This is a genomic window from Fibrella forsythiae (genome assembly GCF_017353175.1).
GTDB classification, from domain to species: domain Bacteria; phylum Bacteroidota; class Bacteroidia; order Cytophagales; family Spirosomataceae; genus Fibrella; species Fibrella forsythiae.
This window is the reverse complement of record NZ_JAFMYW010000004.1, coordinates 378,420-393,154: the sequence shown is the minus strand read 5'-3', so window position 1 is coordinate 393,154 and position 14,735 is coordinate 378,420. Positions and strand designations below refer to the sequence as shown.

The following is a 14,735-nucleotide window of genomic DNA, read 5'->3' as shown; positions in this document are numbered from 1 at the left end:
CAGCGCAACGGTAAACAGTAAAATCGTTTTAGTCGATTCGTTCGTAGATGGTCATTGATCCCAGTTCAACGGCTTTCTTCATGCAACGTACCTCATACGGAATCTGCGGCGCGTGGTCGTAGAGCATGTATTTGACGTTCAGTTTTTTGAACTTCGGCGAACACGGATCTCCTGCAATTACGTACCCGTCTTCATACTGCTGGGCCAGGATCGTGGTGTCGCCCTGCGCGCCGTTGATGTACGTCTGGAACGTTACGTGGGCGTAGCGGTTATAGGCCGAATCGCGCTTCATAGTAGGGTCCAGCACGCTGAAAATCTGCTTGCGATTCGGAATGTACTTCACGCCCGTAATCTGTTTCGCGCCAGTTGCCGTTACCATGTAGGTGACGAACTGACTACCGTTGACAATCCAGCGGGCGTCGGGGTCTTTATCGACCAACGTTTTTACGTTCTGGTAAACAAGGTTCTCCGTCAGTGGCGTAAGTCCTTTCGACAGGGGGTTAGCCTTCAGGTTCGGCAGCAGGAACAGAATAATGCCGCCACAGAACAGCGCCATGCGATACCGAATATTTAGCGAAAATAGCAGAAGCCCATTCATCAGGATGAAGAATAGCACTGGCATAAACGTCTGGTCTGTCCGAAGCATGCCCTCTGCATCATTGATGTTCACGTAGGCTGTATAAACAACGAAAGCCACGATACCAACGATGGCTACAGGCGTAAACCAGACGGGAATAGCCTGTTTGAGGTCGCTAAGACTCACGTTGCGAAGGGCGGCGAGGTAGAGAAACAGCAACACGATACCTCCTACACCCATCGGAATCTGGCCGCGCCGGGTAGGCACCATACTCATCAGCGTAGCTTTGGCGATGGCTTCCGGATAACCTACTTCCATCCAGAGCCACATCAACACCACAAAAGCCATCGCGCCAACCAGCATCCAGTCAATGCGGCGGGTGAAGGCAAATAGTGCAATTGCCAACGGACTAACGACAGGAACAAAGTTCAGGTAATGAGATAGTTCGCAGATGTTCAACCAGCCTTTCGGGAATTGCTGATCGTCAAAAAACCAACTGTAGTATTCTGAATACCAGTTGGCAATAAAGCCTGTACCGCCTGTTTCACTGCGCTTGCCAGGATACACCGTACCGCTCACGGCTTTAACTGTCTCATCAACGTCACTCTTGAATAGATAGGCTACAAAACCGGCTACTAACAGTGCTCCTGCCAGACTGATAAGTTTAACGAGTACTGATTTGGGGGGGAACACCAGTTTTCGTTCATTAAGGACGTACCCAATTAGCAGAAAGATGAAGAGGTAAGCCATCGGGATCTGGTAAGGAGGGTAAAGGGTGATGGCGAATGAAACGATAATCCAGATAAGCCCGAAGGCAACGGGAATATACACTTTGGGATTCGTGCTGCGAAGTAGATATACTGCCCCTACAAATGCCAGCCCACAATAACCAATCATCGAAGACGGAATGAATGACCACCGTACTGTGCCCGACGATAGAAATAATGTAAGCGCTCCTGTCAGTGAAAGCCAGTATTGGTTTTTGGAAACCAGTAAAAAGAACAAAAACGTACCCAACAGCAAAATGAGCGGGCTACTGTTATACATCCAGGAGTACCCACGCTCTACATCGAGAAACATAAAGCCCCAATAGCCTATTTTGAAAATTATAATCGGATGCTTTACCGGTAACGTTAGAAGGGGTGTTTTCAGGCCGCCAACTGCTTCGTTTTCGGTTTTAAACCCGGTATTGGCGTTAGACAAAATCCAGGGAGCTCCCACGGCATAATCGTCCATTCGAATACGTTTTGGTGTACCAGCTACCAAGCCGCGTTTAGCAGGGCCACCATCTGGCAGAATTTCGTTCCAGGCGGGCAGCGATATATAGTGCCATTTGAAGAGCACAAAGAGTAAAAAAATGCCCACAAACACACCCAGCGTAATTTTTACACGCTTATCGAACCAGATTAGCGCATCGGGAGGGGCGGCTTGCGTTGGTTTGGGTGGTGCCGTAGGTGGAGAAGAGGCCGAAGTTACAGGAGCAGACCGCGCTGGAGGCGGCGCCACAGTAGACGCGATAGGACGTGGACGTTCAGTCGCCGGAGAATCGGCTGGTTTTTTGCCTTTTTTACTCATTAGTTCAGTATGGGTCGGGCACTAAAATTGCATTCCACTGCACTGTTAATTACTCATCAAGCCCTGGTTACGCTAAATGCCAGTGTGGTTTACTGATCACTTAATGAGGACATGGCCTGTTAACAGTGTAGCCTAATCAGACAAATTTACCAATTTTGGCGGTAGGGGATTCCAGTCGACCTGTTATTTTCGACCCCTTAAGCCGGTTATAATGTCCCCGCATCAAAGGCTGTGCCAACTCAATCTGTCTCCATGAAAAAGACGCTTAAACAGCTTTTGCCCATCGTTTTGGCGTTTGCATTGCTGGCCTACGCGCTACGGGGAATGCCCCTGGCCAGCCTGCTCGATCAACTCTACAAAGCATCGCCCCTCTGGATCACCGTTACCGCGCTGGTTATGGGCCTTCAGACGTTACTACGCGCCGTTCGCTGGCGGATGTTGCTACAGGGCCTCGGCTATACCCCCTCGACAGGGCGGGCCATGTCGGCTATGTTGGCGGGCAGCGCCTCGGGCCTGATTATTCCGGGTTCGGGTGAGTTGCTTCGCTGCACGCTGCTTCAACGAAGCGACAAAGTACCGATCACAGAAAGCGTAGGCTCGATTATTACCGAACGATTGGTCGATCTGCTGGCAACGGCTGTGCTTCTGACCCTGACTATCCTGCTCGAATCGGGCCGGTTGTTGGCTTACGTACGCCAGTATATGCAACCACCAGCCTGGTTACTGGCTATGACAACAGGGCAATGGATAGGCGTTGCCATAGCCTTTTTTTTGTCTGTCTTCCTTGGAATCCGGGGACTGAAAACTCTGGCGAAGCGAGCCTCAGTGCAACGACTGTCCACGCGTTTCAAGGTGCGCGAACGGGTCAATGGTTTCCGGCGCGGGCTACTGAGTATCCGGATCGTGGATAGCCCATCGCTGTACTGGCTGACCACATTTTTCATTCACAGCCTATCGCTGGTAGTGCTGACGGCTCTTTTCCGTGCTTTACCTGTCACCGAAACACTGCCCAACTCGGCAGCGTTAACCGTTTTTGCCCTGACCTCCCTCGGTAGCCTGACCATTCCTACGCAGGCGAGCATTGGTTCGTATCATTTTCTGGCAAGTCGTGGGTTGGTGGCCTACGGGTTGCCTATTCTGGCGGGCACGGTCTGGGCCACGTTTTCGCACGCCGTTATTACGGTGGTCAATCTGATGTTCAGTGCGCTGGGTTTTCTGGCCGCCCTGCGTTTTCTGCGTGGCAGGCAAACCTATAAGGTGTCTAAAACCTTATAGGTTTATGAATAAGACGCTGCCTATGCCTCGTATCATCTTTTTGCTCCTGCTCTTTCTAACAGCTTGTTCCGACAAAAAGGAACGTACCCGGGCGGTTGCCGACGAGCCAAGCTACACGCTGTTCTTTATCGACAAAAGCTTGAGTAACAACAGCCTGTCAGAAGCACGGGCAACCTATGAACGCGTCATTCGGGAAGCCATTGCCGAAAATGTGCATCAGAAGGGTGATAAGGTGGTGGTGTATTACGTGCACGATAATACGGCCAAAGCCCGCGCGCTCTCGCTGACGGCCCGTACCCAACTCCCCGACTCGGAAGGAGCCAGCCCCACCGATCGCGAAGCCGCCCAGTCGGACTACGAACTGCAACTCACCCGCGAGCAGACCACCCTGCAGCGGCAGGTGCTGACCAAGCTCGACCAGCCCAACACTGATCTCTCCAACCAGCATACCGATCTGTGGGGTAGCCTCGACGTGCTGGCCCGGGCCGATGAATCAGGTAAGCAGGTGCGTGCCTACTACCTGAGCGATATGGTCGAAAGCATGAACGCTCCCGGCCGCCGCGATTTTCACAAAACGCCCCCCGCCAGCAACGAACAGGCCGACGAATGGGCCAAAACCGACGCCAAGAAATTATCGGCCCAATACGTGATTGGTTCGCCCACGATCCGGCTGGTATTACCCTTTGCTGCTACGGCATCGGCCAAAGAAAACAACCCTACCGTTACCCGGTACTGGCATACCCTTTTCGACACAATGGGCGCCGCCGAGGTGGTAGAGTAACGAATACTACAGCACCAACTTCGTAGTATATTTATCCATGACGTCGCTGGGGTGAATATCCAGTACGTTGGCCAGCACCAGAAGCACAAGCGTTCGGGAGGCGATCTTCCGGGGGATGTTGGCCAGCATGGCAAAGGCATCGACCGTGATGGAGGTGTTCTGGCCGAGATGGTTCATTAACACCCGCTCTTTGTCGCCGTAGGTAAAGCGCACGTTTCGGTCGGCCCGTTCACCTTTCATGATCTCCCGCACCTCTTTGCTGGCCTGCACCGATTTGTCGGCCACACGCACATAAACCTTCCGGTTCTCGGGGTCGGCCGGGTCGGGAAGTACATAGTGGGGGCGGTTCGGGCTGCGCGGAATCCGGAACAGCAACACCTCACGCTCGTCGTGGAGCGGAATGCGTTCGAGAGTGTACTGGATAGCCGGAAAGCAGAATTTCTCGATGGCCCGAACGAGCAGATACTCGTCTTCGTCGGCGTATTTGAGGCCCGGAATGGTACCATCATCGCCGACACCGATCAGGAGCGTGCCGCCGTCTGTATTGGCGAACGCTACGATTTCCCGAACAATTTTTTCGGGATGATTTGTCTTGAGTTTAAACTCAAGCGAATGCCCTTCTCCCCGGCGAACCAGTTCCTTGAGCATTTTATAGTCAGTACTCGATCTGCCCACCATGATGCGTTACGATCACACCTAAATGTACAACCTCCAAGCGGAATAGCAATCGGTCCGCCGCCGCGGTTTCACTAATGCTTAACTTAGCCGCTGGATAGTTCGCCAACTTTTCAAGGCCAACGGTCGTTATCCAACCAAACGCGATTACTTTATAAACGCAAAAATGCTCCTAAACGTTGCCATCGCTCTTGCTACCCTGATCACTATGGAAGGGGTGGCCTGGTTCACGCACAAGTACATTATGCACGGTATTATGTGGAACTGGCACCACTCGCATCATAATGCGCATAAAGGTTTTTTTGAAGTGAACGACCTGTTCAGCGTATTGTTCAGCGGCGTAGCTGTTGGCCTGTTTATTGCCGGCCTTGAAATACCGTCATTGTGGTTTCTGGCGCCCATTGCGGCGGGCGTTACGCTCTACGGTATTGGCTACTTCGTTTTCCACGATGTGATCGTACATCGGCGGATTAAGATTAGCTTCAAAACAACCAACCCGTACCTGCTACGGATCATGCGGGCGCATTACGTACACCACAAGGTACACACCCGCGAAGGAGCCGAAGCCTTCGGGTTTTTGTATGCGCCCAGGAAATACGATAAAAAATGAATCGTTCAGCTACCCTCGCCCGACTGAAATCTGACGCGTTCGACATCTGTATCATTGGCGCGGGGGCATCAGGAGCAGGTTGTGCGGTTGACGCTGCCAGCCGAGGCCTGCGCGTAGCCTTGCTCGAGGCAGATGATTTCGGTGCTGCTACGTCAGGTACGTCGACCAAGCTCGTGCATGGTGGGGTGCGCTACCTGGAGCAGGCCGTTAAGACATTCGACCCTAAACAGTTATCGCTGGTTAGAAAAGCACTCCATGAACGCCGGACGTTGCTGCACATTGCGCCGCACCTGTGTCATCCGTTGGCTCTGCTAACGCCGGTGAACAATCTGATTGAAGGCGCTTATTACGCCATTGGTCTGAAAATTTATGATCTCTTGGCCGGCAGTCGACGTATGGCGCCTAGTCGTTGGCTTAGCAAAGCCAATGCACTACGCCACTTCCCCGCGTTCGACCCCAACAAGCTGCATAGCGCGGTGATGTATTATGATGGTCAGTTCGATGATATTCGCCTGAACCTGAGTCTGGTGCAAACGGCAGCAGCTAAAGGGGCAGTAGTAGCAAATCACGTCTTTGTTGAAAAAGTAAGTACTGATTCCGCCGGAAAAATCACAGCGGTCGAGGTCGTTGATAAGCTGACGGGAAACCAGTTTTCTGTAAATGCCAAGGTGTTCATCAACGCCACTGGAACGCGCGCCGATGCCATTCGGCAGGGTGCGAACAACCAGCAGGGCGTTAGAATGCGGGCCAGCAAAGGGGCTCATGCGGTACTGGCTGGTTCAGCCCTGCCCGTTGCCGAGGGGCAAACCGAACCCGCCGCCCTGTTGGTACCGAAAACGAAAGATGGCCGCGTGCTCTTTGCCATTCCATGGCGCGGCCAATGGCTCATCGGCACCACTGACACCGAAGCCGACCCGACCGACGTACCTGCGCTACTCCCCGACGAAGCAACGTACCTACTCGATCACGTGAATCAGTACGTGAAAGATCCTGTCTCTGTTGATGCCCTGACCGGTGGCTTCGCTGGTTTGCGTCCCTTGCTACAGGCCGATCCGAATGCGTCGAGCCAATCGCTGGTGCGTGATCATGAAGTGGAGATCGACCCAACGTCGGGCCTGGTCAGCATCATGGGCGGCAAATGGACAACCTACCGCCTGATGGCGCAGGAAACTGTTGATGCCTGTTGCCAGATTCTTGGCACCGTGCCTCCCTGCCAGACAGAGACCCTGCTGTTGCAGGGGGCGGAGGGCTACAACCGTAAGTACCGCCAGCACCTGACGGATAGTTACCCCGAATACCCCGCCGATGTGCTCGACCATCTGGCCAACACATACGGCACCGATGCCCTGAATGTATTGCGCCTCCTGCGCGAAGAAGCTGACTGGTTAACCCGATTGGCTGCTGGTCACCCGTTCATTCAAGCCGAGGTGATCTATGCCGCCCGCACCGAAATGGCCCAAACCCTGCCCGACGTGCTGATGCGCCGTATCCGCCTCGGCCTCATCGACTGGAAAGCCACGTTGGAAGCCTTGCCCGTCACCGCCAGCCTACTAGCTATTGAACGTAACTGGACGCCCGAACAGCAGGAACAGGCAATGGCTAGCTTCCGGGCGCATATTGAGGGGTTGATGGAAAAGGCGACGGGAAAAGTGGGATCAGTGGTAGGAAATTGATGTGTTGCTTCGCTCGCGAAGCAACAAAATAACATACCCACATACATGACCGAACTTCTCCGGGACATACGTGCTTACCTGCGGGCAGATTTTAAGCTCGGTCTGTACCTCGCAACGGCCTTGTGGGTGGGCTTGTTGATCACCATCAATTACCAGTTTCGTGTGGAGAATGGCCTGATCGACTGGCAACCGTATAGTCCCTGGCGGCCAGTCTGGTATTTCGGTATGTACACCACTGCCTATTATGGTGCGTTCTGGCTCTGGAGCATGTTTCACAACCGACGCGATATCTGGCGAAACCGTTGGTTCTGGCTGCATACACTCGTGGCGCTGATCGCTTATTCGTACTACGCTGGGTTTATTGCCTATTCCGACTGGGCGCAGGCACGCTTCCCCGATTTCGGCCTATACGTTTACGTGTATAAGATACTGGCGAACGTGCACTCGCTATTCACCATCGTGCTGCCACTGGGGCTGTACTACCTGCTAATCGATAAGTCAGCGAACGGGTTTTACGGCATGCAGCCCAAAAGGAAAGGTCTGCTGGTCTATGCTACGTTGCTAGCCCTGATGGTGCCGATTATCCTATACGCTTCGTTCCAACCCGACTTCCTGCAATCATACCCCACCTACCGGGATACCAGCGCGCATACCCTGCTGAACGTACCTGAGTGGGTGACCGCCCTAGGCTACGAACTGGCCTACGGCTGGGATTTCGTGCCAACGGAACTGCTCTTCCGGGGTTTTCTAGTCATCGGTCTAAGCCGCATCCTGCAACAGAACGTACCCACGTCAGGAATAAGTTGGTCGAATTTATCGAAACCCGGACCTGTGTTGCCGATGATTGTCTGGTACGCTACCATTCATTTTGGTCGGCCGGTAGGCGAAACCGTCTCGTCCCTGTTCGGTGGCTATATTCTGGGTGTTTTGGCTCTCTCTACGCGAAGCATCTGGGGCGGTCTGTTCATCCATATCGGCATTGCCTGGCTCATGGAAGCCGCTGCGTTTTGGCAGAAGATGTAGCGACACCGAACGGATGCACCGCTGAACCCCTTACCGCCTCAGCGTGTTCTAGTTGTAATGAGTATCACTACGCTTCAGAACAAATCAGTAACCGTCCGCGACCTTGGCCTGATCGACTACCAAACCGCCTGGGACGAGCAGGAACGTGTGTTTGCCGATACCGTTGCTATCAAGATTGCCAACCGTCAGCTCGTGCCCGACGAGCAGCAGCCGACGCCCAACTACCTGCTTTTCTGCGAACACCCGCACGTGTATACCCTCGGGAAAAGCGGACACGAAAGCCACTTGCTGGCCAACGATGAGTTTCTGAAGCAGATTGGCGCCACCTATCACCGCATCAATCGGGGCGGCGATATTACCTACCACGGTCCCGGGCAGTTGGTAGGCTACCCCATTCTGGATCTGGATAATTTTTTTACCGACATTCACCGCTACATGCGGTTATTGGAAGAAGCCATTATACTGACCGTGAATGACTACGGTATCAATGCCGGCCGTATCGACGGCCTGACAGGTGTATGGCTCGACGATGACAAAGGCCCGCGCAAGATCTGTGCAATGGGCGTTAAGGCGAGCCGTTGGGTAACGATGCACGGTTTTGCCTTAAACGTGAATACCGACTTGAGTTATTTTGGCCATATTGTTCCCTGTGGCATTGCTGACAAAGCCGTGACATCTATGCAGCAGGAGCTAGGCCACCCGGTTCCTGTGGCCGAAGTAGCCCAACACGTGCAGCGGCACCTGGTTAATTTGTTTGACATGACGATATAACCTCACCCCCGGCCCCTCTCCTGCTGAGAGGGGTGCAGATACGGAAAAGCTTTGTTGAAAAACGTAATTGCGGTAGTGCATCTCCCCTCTCAGCAGGAGAGGGGCTGGGGGTGAGGTAAATTTCCAATGAAAAAAGATATTCCTTTTTTACCTGTTGAGGGCATACAGGTAGTTGTGGCCCGCAAATTGAATGAGATTAACGAGTATGACTGGCAGGTGTTCCTCATCAACCAGAATGAGCAACCTATTCATACCGTATTCGTTACCTCGCGTGGGTATGGTGAAAAAGACGGCGAAGAACAGAAAACGGCAACCCTCCGCCACTTCTTTGTCTCCATTGAGCCTAATGCCCACGAACTGGTCGAAACCATTATTCCCGATGTGTTTCACCTGAATAATGAATACTGGGTCAGTTACTTTATTGGCAACCAGATTTACGACAAAAAATTCATCTTCGTGCCCGACAGCATCACCGAGCAACACCTGGTTAATGTACCCGCGCTCGGGTTGGAAGGCATTTTACATGTTTAAAAGTCGGGAGTCGATAGTGGGTAGTCTGGAAAGTCGGTTTGGTGTTGCTTACGCGTCAGAAATACGTTCGCGTAAGCAACACTAAACCGACTTTCCAGACTACCCACTATCGACTCCCGACTTCCTAGAAATGAAACCCAAACAAAATAAATATGCCAAATCACCATCGGCGCAGGGGCAGCAGAAAAGCAGCACCCGCCGGGGTAATTATGGAAAAGAAATCAGAGCGGCAAGTTCGGCTGGTTTCAAACAAGCCACTTCCTATATCGATGAACTGAAGAATGACGTCGCCGCTTTTTTCGAGATCAACAACACGGGCCAATGGAGCACGATGGATGTGGTCGAGAATTTCGATGCGGATGACCGGAAGCTGAAGTTGATGATTCAGGGACTGATTGGCGAACTGCACGACGAGGGTCGCCTGACGCGCCTGCCCGATGGCCGGTTTCAGTTCAACCAGAACCAGAATACCATCCTCGGTAAAGTCGAGCATGTGAACACCAAGTTTGCGTTCATCGTCCCGCAAAACGTCACGCGCGACCGAGACAATGACATCTGGATTCCGGCCGAAGACCTCGGCGGGGCTATCGATGGCGATCTGGTTCGGGTTATTGCCTTCAGCGACTCGCGGCAGCGCGGCACGCGGCAAATGGCCAAGCGCATTGTTGGGCGAGTAGTGAGCATTGCCGAACGTGGCAAACCTGAAATCGTAGGTACGTTGGAAAGGCACGGTAATCAGGTTTTCGTAACCCCGGATAGCCGCCGCATCTACCACGACATTCTGATCCCGGCTGATAAGCTAGGCGGTGCGAGTGAGAATGAGAAAGTGCTTGTTCGTTTGACAAAATACCCTGAAAGCGACGACCGAGACGGTTATTTCGAGGGTGAAGTAACGAGCATTCTGGGCCTGGCGGGTGATAACGATACCGAAATGCACGCCATCCTGGCTGAATTCGGCTTGCCCGTCGAATTCCCGGCTGAAGTGGAAAAAGAATCGGAAGAGATTCCGGTGGAGATCGACGAGGCCGAATTTGCCCGCCGTCGCGACTTCCGGACAACCACGACCTTCACCATTGACCCTGTTGATGCGAAAGATTTTGATGATGCCCTGTCGGTCAAATACCTCGATAACGGCACCTACGAAATTGGCATCCACATTGCCGATGTGACGCATTATGTGACGCCCGGTACTGAACTGGAAGAAGAAGCCTACAAACGCGCTACGTCAGTTTATCTGGTCGACCGCGTGGTGCCGATGCTACCCGAAAAGCTGTCGAACGGCGTTTGTTCACTTCGGCCGAACGAAGACAAACTGACGTTTTCGGCTGTGTTCGAAATGAACGACGAAGGAAAAATCAGTAAGGAGTGGTTTGGCCGTACGGCGATTCACTCCGACCGGCGTTTTTCGTACGAAGAAGCGCAGGATATCCTGAATGCAGGCGAAGGTGATTTCGTAAAAGAACTGACCCTCCTGAACGGACTGGCCCACAAGCTTCGCGACGAACGGTTCCGTAACGGAGCTATCAATTTCGAAACGCCCGAGGTTCGCTTCAAGCTCGACGAGAACGGCGTGCCACTGGCGGTGATTCCGAAGGTTCGGCAAGACACGAACAAGCTGATCGAAGAATTCATGCTGCTGGCCAATAAGCGGGTAGCCGAATTTGTCATGCGTCTGTCGAAAGGCGACGAAGCCAATACGATGGTGTATCGCGTTCACGAAGGCCCGGATGAGGACCGGCTGCGCGTTTTCTCGGAATTCGCCCGTCGGTTGGGCTATAAACTCAACGTCGACGATACGCACCTATCGCGGTCGATGAACAAGTTTATGGAGCAGATCGAGGGCAAGCCTGAGCAGGGCATGCTATCGCAACTGGCCGTCCGTACCATGTCGAAAGCGCGGTACAGTACCGAAGACCTTGGCCACTTCGGCCTGGCCTTCGCCCGCTACTCGCACTTCACCTCACCTATCCGCCGTTACCCCGACATGATGGCGCACCGGTTGTTGCAACACTACCTCGACAAAGGCCGCTCGGTGGATCGGGAAGCGTTGGAAGCGCGCTGCAAACACGCCTCGGACCGCGAAAAAGTAGCGGCCGAAGCCGAACGTGCCAGCATCAAGTACAAGCAGGTAGAGTTCATGAGCCGGATGCCGAAAGACATGGAGTTCGCGGGTGTCATTGCCGGCGTAACCGAGTTCGGCTTCTTCGTGGAAATCCCCGAAAACAGCTGCGAAGGCCTCGTGCGTATGCAGGACCTGACCGACGATTTCTACGAGTACGATAAAGACAATTACCGCATCATCGGCCGTAAATCGAAGAAGATGTACACCTTCGGCGATGCCGTAACGGTACGCGTGAAGGAAGCCAACCTCGCCCGCCGCAGCATCGACTTCGCCCTGATCAGCGACAACGCCAAAACCGCCGAAGCAGGTTGGGAAGGAAGCAACCGCGATTCAGATAGCCGTTCAGGCGGAGGTCGCAGCCGCCGCTCCGACAGCCCCATCGACCAGAGTCAGCGCAACGCCGCCCGCGGTCGTAAAGCCGCTAATACGTCTGCTTCTGCTACGGCGGGTAGCCGCTCGAAAGCCGTCGGAAGCGAAACCAAACGCACAAAAGGCGCGTCGCCCAAAGGCCAGAACCGCCGCGGTGGCCGGGGCAAGTAACGTACCTGAAAGATTTGAGGAGGCGATTAATCCCGCACTTTTAAAAGTGCGGGATTAATCGCCTCCTCGTTGTCGCTTGCCTGTGGCGAGTGACCTACATTAATAAGGGCCTCTGGCCCGTTCGTAGCTAGTGAAACGGATATTTAGCTAAACAACAGGAATACGGAAGGCCCGAGCCGGAGGCCCTACGGTTAAGGTTCACTCGCCACAGGCAAGCGATAACGAAAGGTGTTCAACCAAAAACAACGTACCTGCAACCCAACGGCTTTGTCGCGCGTTTTCAGCTAAAAACACCCTTCGCAATGTCACGCTCTTTACAAATTGTATGCATATCACTCACACTGTTAGCCTGCAATCCTGATCGAATTCAGTATACTGATAAGCTGAAACAGGAAATGGCTGATAAAAAGGTAAGGCGGCTCACCAATGCTGACCTGACCGAAGCCGTGGATAGTTGGGGGCAGCAGATCGTAGCCATTGCCGAGAAAGAAGCGGCCGGTAAACTGGCGAAAGGTGAGGCACCAACCGGTATATGCACCCTGGAAGACCTGCCTAAAACGCAAGCCTTAGCTGCTCGCTATGGCATGATAATTAGCCTATTGGGAGCTGCCGATGTGCAGAATACGAAACTGGCGCAAAAGGAGCGCGAGGTGCTGGATGCGTATGTGTATAACGCGGAGAAAAAGCTGCCGCAGTCGAGTAATATTCAGCGAATTGGCGATACACTTTTTGTGTATAACGCAGCTGTTCCGGCTGATAATGTACTGAGCCAGACGTGTTTTGGTCAGCATAAACAGCCGTTGGCCGTTTGGCGACTGGCTTTCCCGAAACAGGAGGTGATTCGGCATATGAAGCCAAAGAAATAATGCGCGTAATGGTGTAGGTTTGGCAAACGCAGGAGCAAGATGGAAGCAACAACGATTCTGATACCGATGACCCTGGCCGAGCGCGGAGCGGCCCCGGACGAAGTACGCGTTTCCGCTACCTGGGATGAATACGTGGAGCTGGCTGAGGAGATTCCCTACAACATCGAATTCCTAAACGGCGAGATTATCTCCATGAGCCAGGCCACCGACCTTCACGGACAACTTATTGCTCAGCTAATTACCCTCTTCAACAACCTTCTCGACGAGCAACCTGACTACCGGGTGTTGGGCAGTAGCGTGAAAATCTGTATTGCCGAAGGCGGTGCTGAATTCAATGCTGATCTGTCGGTTGTGCGCGGACCATCGGAATACGTGACGTTGCCTGGCGGAAAGGTGTCTACGGCGCGGATCAAAAACCCGGAAATTGTGGTCGAGGTGCTGTCCAAGAGCACAAAGGCATATGACCAGTCAGATAAGCTGGATCAGTACCGACTGATTCCGTCGCTACGGCACATTCTGTTCGTCAGTCAGGATGCGGTGTTTGCCAGGGTGTATTCGCGCACCGATAAGCCCGACCAATGGGTAGATACTGACTACCGATTGTTGACCGACATCATTCTGGTCGGCGAGATGGAGCTACCGATGCAGAAAATCTATCGTAAAACGCCTTTCTCAGCGTAAGCATCAGCCCAGGCGATCAGATCAGCGGCCGTTTTTGCCGGATTATCCTGGCTAATGGGAAGCTGGTTTACCAACTCGGCGTTACGATTGGCGAGACCGTTCAGGTAAGCCTTGTCGTAATAAACCAACGTCAGCTCGGCTACGGTGGCATAATCCTGCTGCTCCAGTGCGGCCAGCGATTGTTTCGCGGCCAGTCCACCCAACCGCCGTTCGATGCGTTTGGTCGCTTCAACCAGTAATTCGTGATCGATACCCGTATACTCTTGCACAAGGCGTTGCACCCGAACGGGCCTGGGTACGTCGATGAAGGCGACCGGCGCGGTGCGCATCTGTTGCCAGAGGGGCAGGGCGATATGACAACGGCCTATGTTCTTGCTTTCGTCTTCCAGCCAGATTCGGCGCGTGGGGTCGAGCCGTCGCCATTGCTCGTAAATCAGGTTTTCGAAGTGTTCGCTCGAGGGCTGCGGCAACTGCCCAATGGCCCCGTACGATGAGCCTTTGTGGTGCGCCAGCCCTTCCAGGTCAATGACCTGTTCGCCCCGTGCGGCCAGGTGCTTCAGAATGTCCGTCTTGCCCGAGCCTGTCTTTCCGCCCAGAATAAGCAGGTTTCGGGGTTCCGCAAACGAAGTCAACACGTCTGTGCGATAGGCTTTGTAGCCGCCGGTCAGCGTGTCGGCTTTCAGTCCTGCGGTATTGAACAGCCACGCCATTGACCCCGACCGCATACCACCCCGCCAGCAATGCACCAGCACCTGCTTCCCCTCCGGATTCAATGCCTGCGCCTCCCGAACAAAGCGGGCCATTTTCGGACCGACCATATCCAGTCCCTGTAACACGGCGGCATCTTTCCCAACCTGCTTATAGGTCGTACCAATCTGCGCCCGTTCGGCATTGTCGAACAGCGGCATGTTCACCGCCCCCGGAATATGGGCATGCGCAAACTCCCCCGGCGATCGAACGTCGATGACGGGTAGCATTTGGGCTTGCTGGAGAAAGTCGTGGAGGGAAAGTGGCATGAGATTGGAGGAAAAACAA

At 53.6% G+C, this 14,735-nt stretch carries 13 protein-coding genes; 10 read left to right on the top strand and 3 right to left on the bottom strand.

The window, feature by feature from the left end; translation table 11 throughout:
• Positions 1-28 precede the first annotated feature (28 nt).
• Positions 29-2,152, bottom strand: coding sequence for a DUF7657 domain-containing protein (locus J2I46_RS15760; RefSeq protein ID WP_207329996.1), 2,124 nt, complete (start codon positions 2,150-2,152; stop codon positions 29-31).
• Between the two features lie 252 nt (positions 2,153-2,404).
• On the opposite strand from J2I46_RS15760, the gene J2I46_RS15755 reads away from it, so the two are divergent.
• Positions 2,405-3,427, top strand: a complete 1,023-nt coding sequence (locus J2I46_RS15755) for a lysylphosphatidylglycerol synthase transmembrane domain-containing protein (protein ID WP_207329995.1) — start codon at positions 2,405-2,407, stop codon at positions 3,425-3,427.
• A 4-nt stretch (positions 3,428-3,431) separates the two neighbouring features.
• Positions 3,432-4,208, top strand: a complete 777-nt coding sequence (locus tag J2I46_RS15750) for a hypothetical protein (RefSeq protein ID WP_229379784.1) — start codon at positions 3,432-3,434, stop codon at positions 4,206-4,208.
• A gap of 6 nt (positions 4,209-4,214) precedes the next feature.
• On the opposite strand, the gene J2I46_RS15745 is transcribed toward J2I46_RS15750, so the two are convergent.
• Entirely contained in the window at positions 4,215-4,856 is a 642-nt protein-coding gene (locus J2I46_RS15745) for an AlbA family DNA-binding domain-containing protein (protein WP_229379783.1), read from the bottom strand.
• A gap of 193 nt (positions 4,857-5,049) precedes the next feature.
• Between J2I46_RS15745 and J2I46_RS15740 the strand changes: the two genes are divergently transcribed.
• The 8 genes from J2I46_RS15740 (at position 5,050) to J2I46_RS15705 (ending at position 13,700) form a co-directional block, all read left to right on the top strand.
• Complete coding sequence (locus tag J2I46_RS15740) at positions 5,050-5,493, top strand: sterol desaturase family protein (protein ID WP_207329993.1); 444 nt, start codon at positions 5,050-5,052, stop codon at positions 5,491-5,493.
• Positions 5,490-7,166, top strand: coding sequence for a glycerol-3-phosphate dehydrogenase/oxidase (locus J2I46_RS15735; protein WP_207329992.1), 1,677 nt, complete (start codon positions 5,490-5,492; stop codon positions 7,164-7,166). Before J2I46_RS15740 ends, J2I46_RS15735 begins: the two co-directional genes overlap by 4 nt.
• A 45-nt stretch (positions 7,167-7,211) precedes the next feature.
• Positions 7,212-8,189 carry a CPBP family glutamic-type intramembrane protease gene (locus J2I46_RS15730; protein ID WP_207329991.1) on the top strand — a complete coding sequence of 326 codons (978 nt, stop codon included), beginning with the start codon at positions 7,212-7,214 and terminating at the stop codon, positions 8,187-8,189.
• A 57-nt stretch (positions 8,190-8,246) separates the two neighbouring features.
• On the top strand, positions 8,247-8,960 hold the full coding sequence (lipB, locus tag J2I46_RS15725) for a lipoyl(octanoyl) transferase LipB (protein WP_207329990.1): 714 nt from the start codon (positions 8,247-8,249) through the stop codon (positions 8,958-8,960).
• Between the two features lie 126 nt (positions 8,961-9,086).
• Positions 9,087-9,491 carry a hypothetical protein gene (locus J2I46_RS15720; RefSeq protein WP_207329989.1) on the top strand — a complete coding sequence of 135 codons (405 nt, stop codon included), beginning with the start codon at positions 9,087-9,089 and terminating at the stop codon, positions 9,489-9,491.
• A 130-nt stretch (positions 9,492-9,621) separates the two neighbouring features.
• A complete protein-coding gene (gene rnr, locus J2I46_RS15715) occupies positions 9,622-12,153 on the top strand; it encodes a ribonuclease R (RefSeq protein ID WP_207329988.1) in 2,532 nt (843 codons plus the stop codon).
• Positions 12,154-12,455: 302 nt separating this feature from the next.
• On the top strand, positions 12,456-13,019 hold the full coding sequence (locus J2I46_RS15710) for a hypothetical protein (RefSeq protein WP_207329987.1): 564 nt from the start codon (positions 12,456-12,458) through the stop codon (positions 13,017-13,019).
• Positions 13,020-13,058: 39 nt separating this feature from the next.
• A complete protein-coding gene (locus tag J2I46_RS15705) occupies positions 13,059-13,700 on the top strand; it encodes a Uma2 family endonuclease (protein WP_207329986.1) in 642 nt (213 codons plus the stop codon).
• On the opposite strand, the gene mnmH is transcribed toward J2I46_RS15705, so the two are convergent.
• On the bottom strand, positions 13,673-14,716 hold the full coding sequence (gene mnmH / locus J2I46_RS15700) for a tRNA 2-selenouridine(34) synthase MnmH (protein WP_207329985.1): 1,044 nt from the start codon (positions 14,714-14,716) through the stop codon (positions 13,673-13,675). The genes J2I46_RS15705 and mnmH overlap by 28 nt on opposite strands.
• Positions 14,717-14,735: the final 19 nt, after the last annotated feature.

Bases quoted from the DNA above. Each gene is read 5' to 3' on its own strand.
- J2I46_RS15740 (WP_207329993.1), top strand. From the start codon at position 5,050: ATGCTCCTAAACGTTGCCATCGCTCTTGCTACCCTGATCACTATGGAA.
- J2I46_RS15735 (WP_207329992.1), top strand. From the start codon at position 5,490: ATGAATCGTTCAGCTACCCTCGCCCGACTGAAATCTGACGCGTTCGAC.
- J2I46_RS15755 (WP_207329995.1), top strand. From the start codon at position 2,405: ATGAAAAAGACGCTTAAACAGCTTTTGCCCATCGTTTTGGCGTTTGCA.
- J2I46_RS15705 (WP_207329986.1), top strand. From the start codon at position 13,059: ATGGAAGCAACAACGATTCTGATACCGATGACCCTGGCCGAGCGCGGA.
- J2I46_RS15760 (WP_207329996.1), bottom strand. From the start codon at position 2,152: ATGAGTAAAAAAGGCAAAAAACCAGCCGATTCTCCGGCGACTGAACGT.
- rnr (WP_207329988.1), top strand. From the start codon at position 9,622: ATGAAACCCAAACAAAATAAATATGCCAAATCACCATCGGCGCAGGGG.
- J2I46_RS15720 (WP_207329989.1), top strand. From the start codon at position 9,087: ATGAAAAAAGATATTCCTTTTTTACCTGTTGAGGGCATACAGGTAGTT.
- lipB (WP_207329990.1), top strand. From the start codon at position 8,247: ATGAGTATCACTACGCTTCAGAACAAATCAGTAACCGTCCGCGACCTT.
- J2I46_RS15750 (WP_229379784.1), top strand. From the start codon at position 3,432: ATGAATAAGACGCTGCCTATGCCTCGTATCATCTTTTTGCTCCTGCTC.
- J2I46_RS15730 (WP_207329991.1), top strand. From the start codon at position 7,212: ATGACCGAACTTCTCCGGGACATACGTGCTTACCTGCGGGCAGATTTT.
- J2I46_RS15710 (WP_207329987.1), top strand. From the start codon at position 12,456: ATGTCACGCTCTTTACAAATTGTATGCATATCACTCACACTGTTAGCC.
- mnmH (WP_207329985.1), bottom strand. From the start codon at position 14,716: ATGCCACTTTCCCTCCACGACTTTCTCCAGCAAGCCCAAATGCTACCC.
- J2I46_RS15745 (WP_229379783.1), bottom strand. From the start codon at position 4,856: ATGCTCAAGGAACTGGTTCGCCGGGGAGAAGGGCATTCGCTTGAGTTT.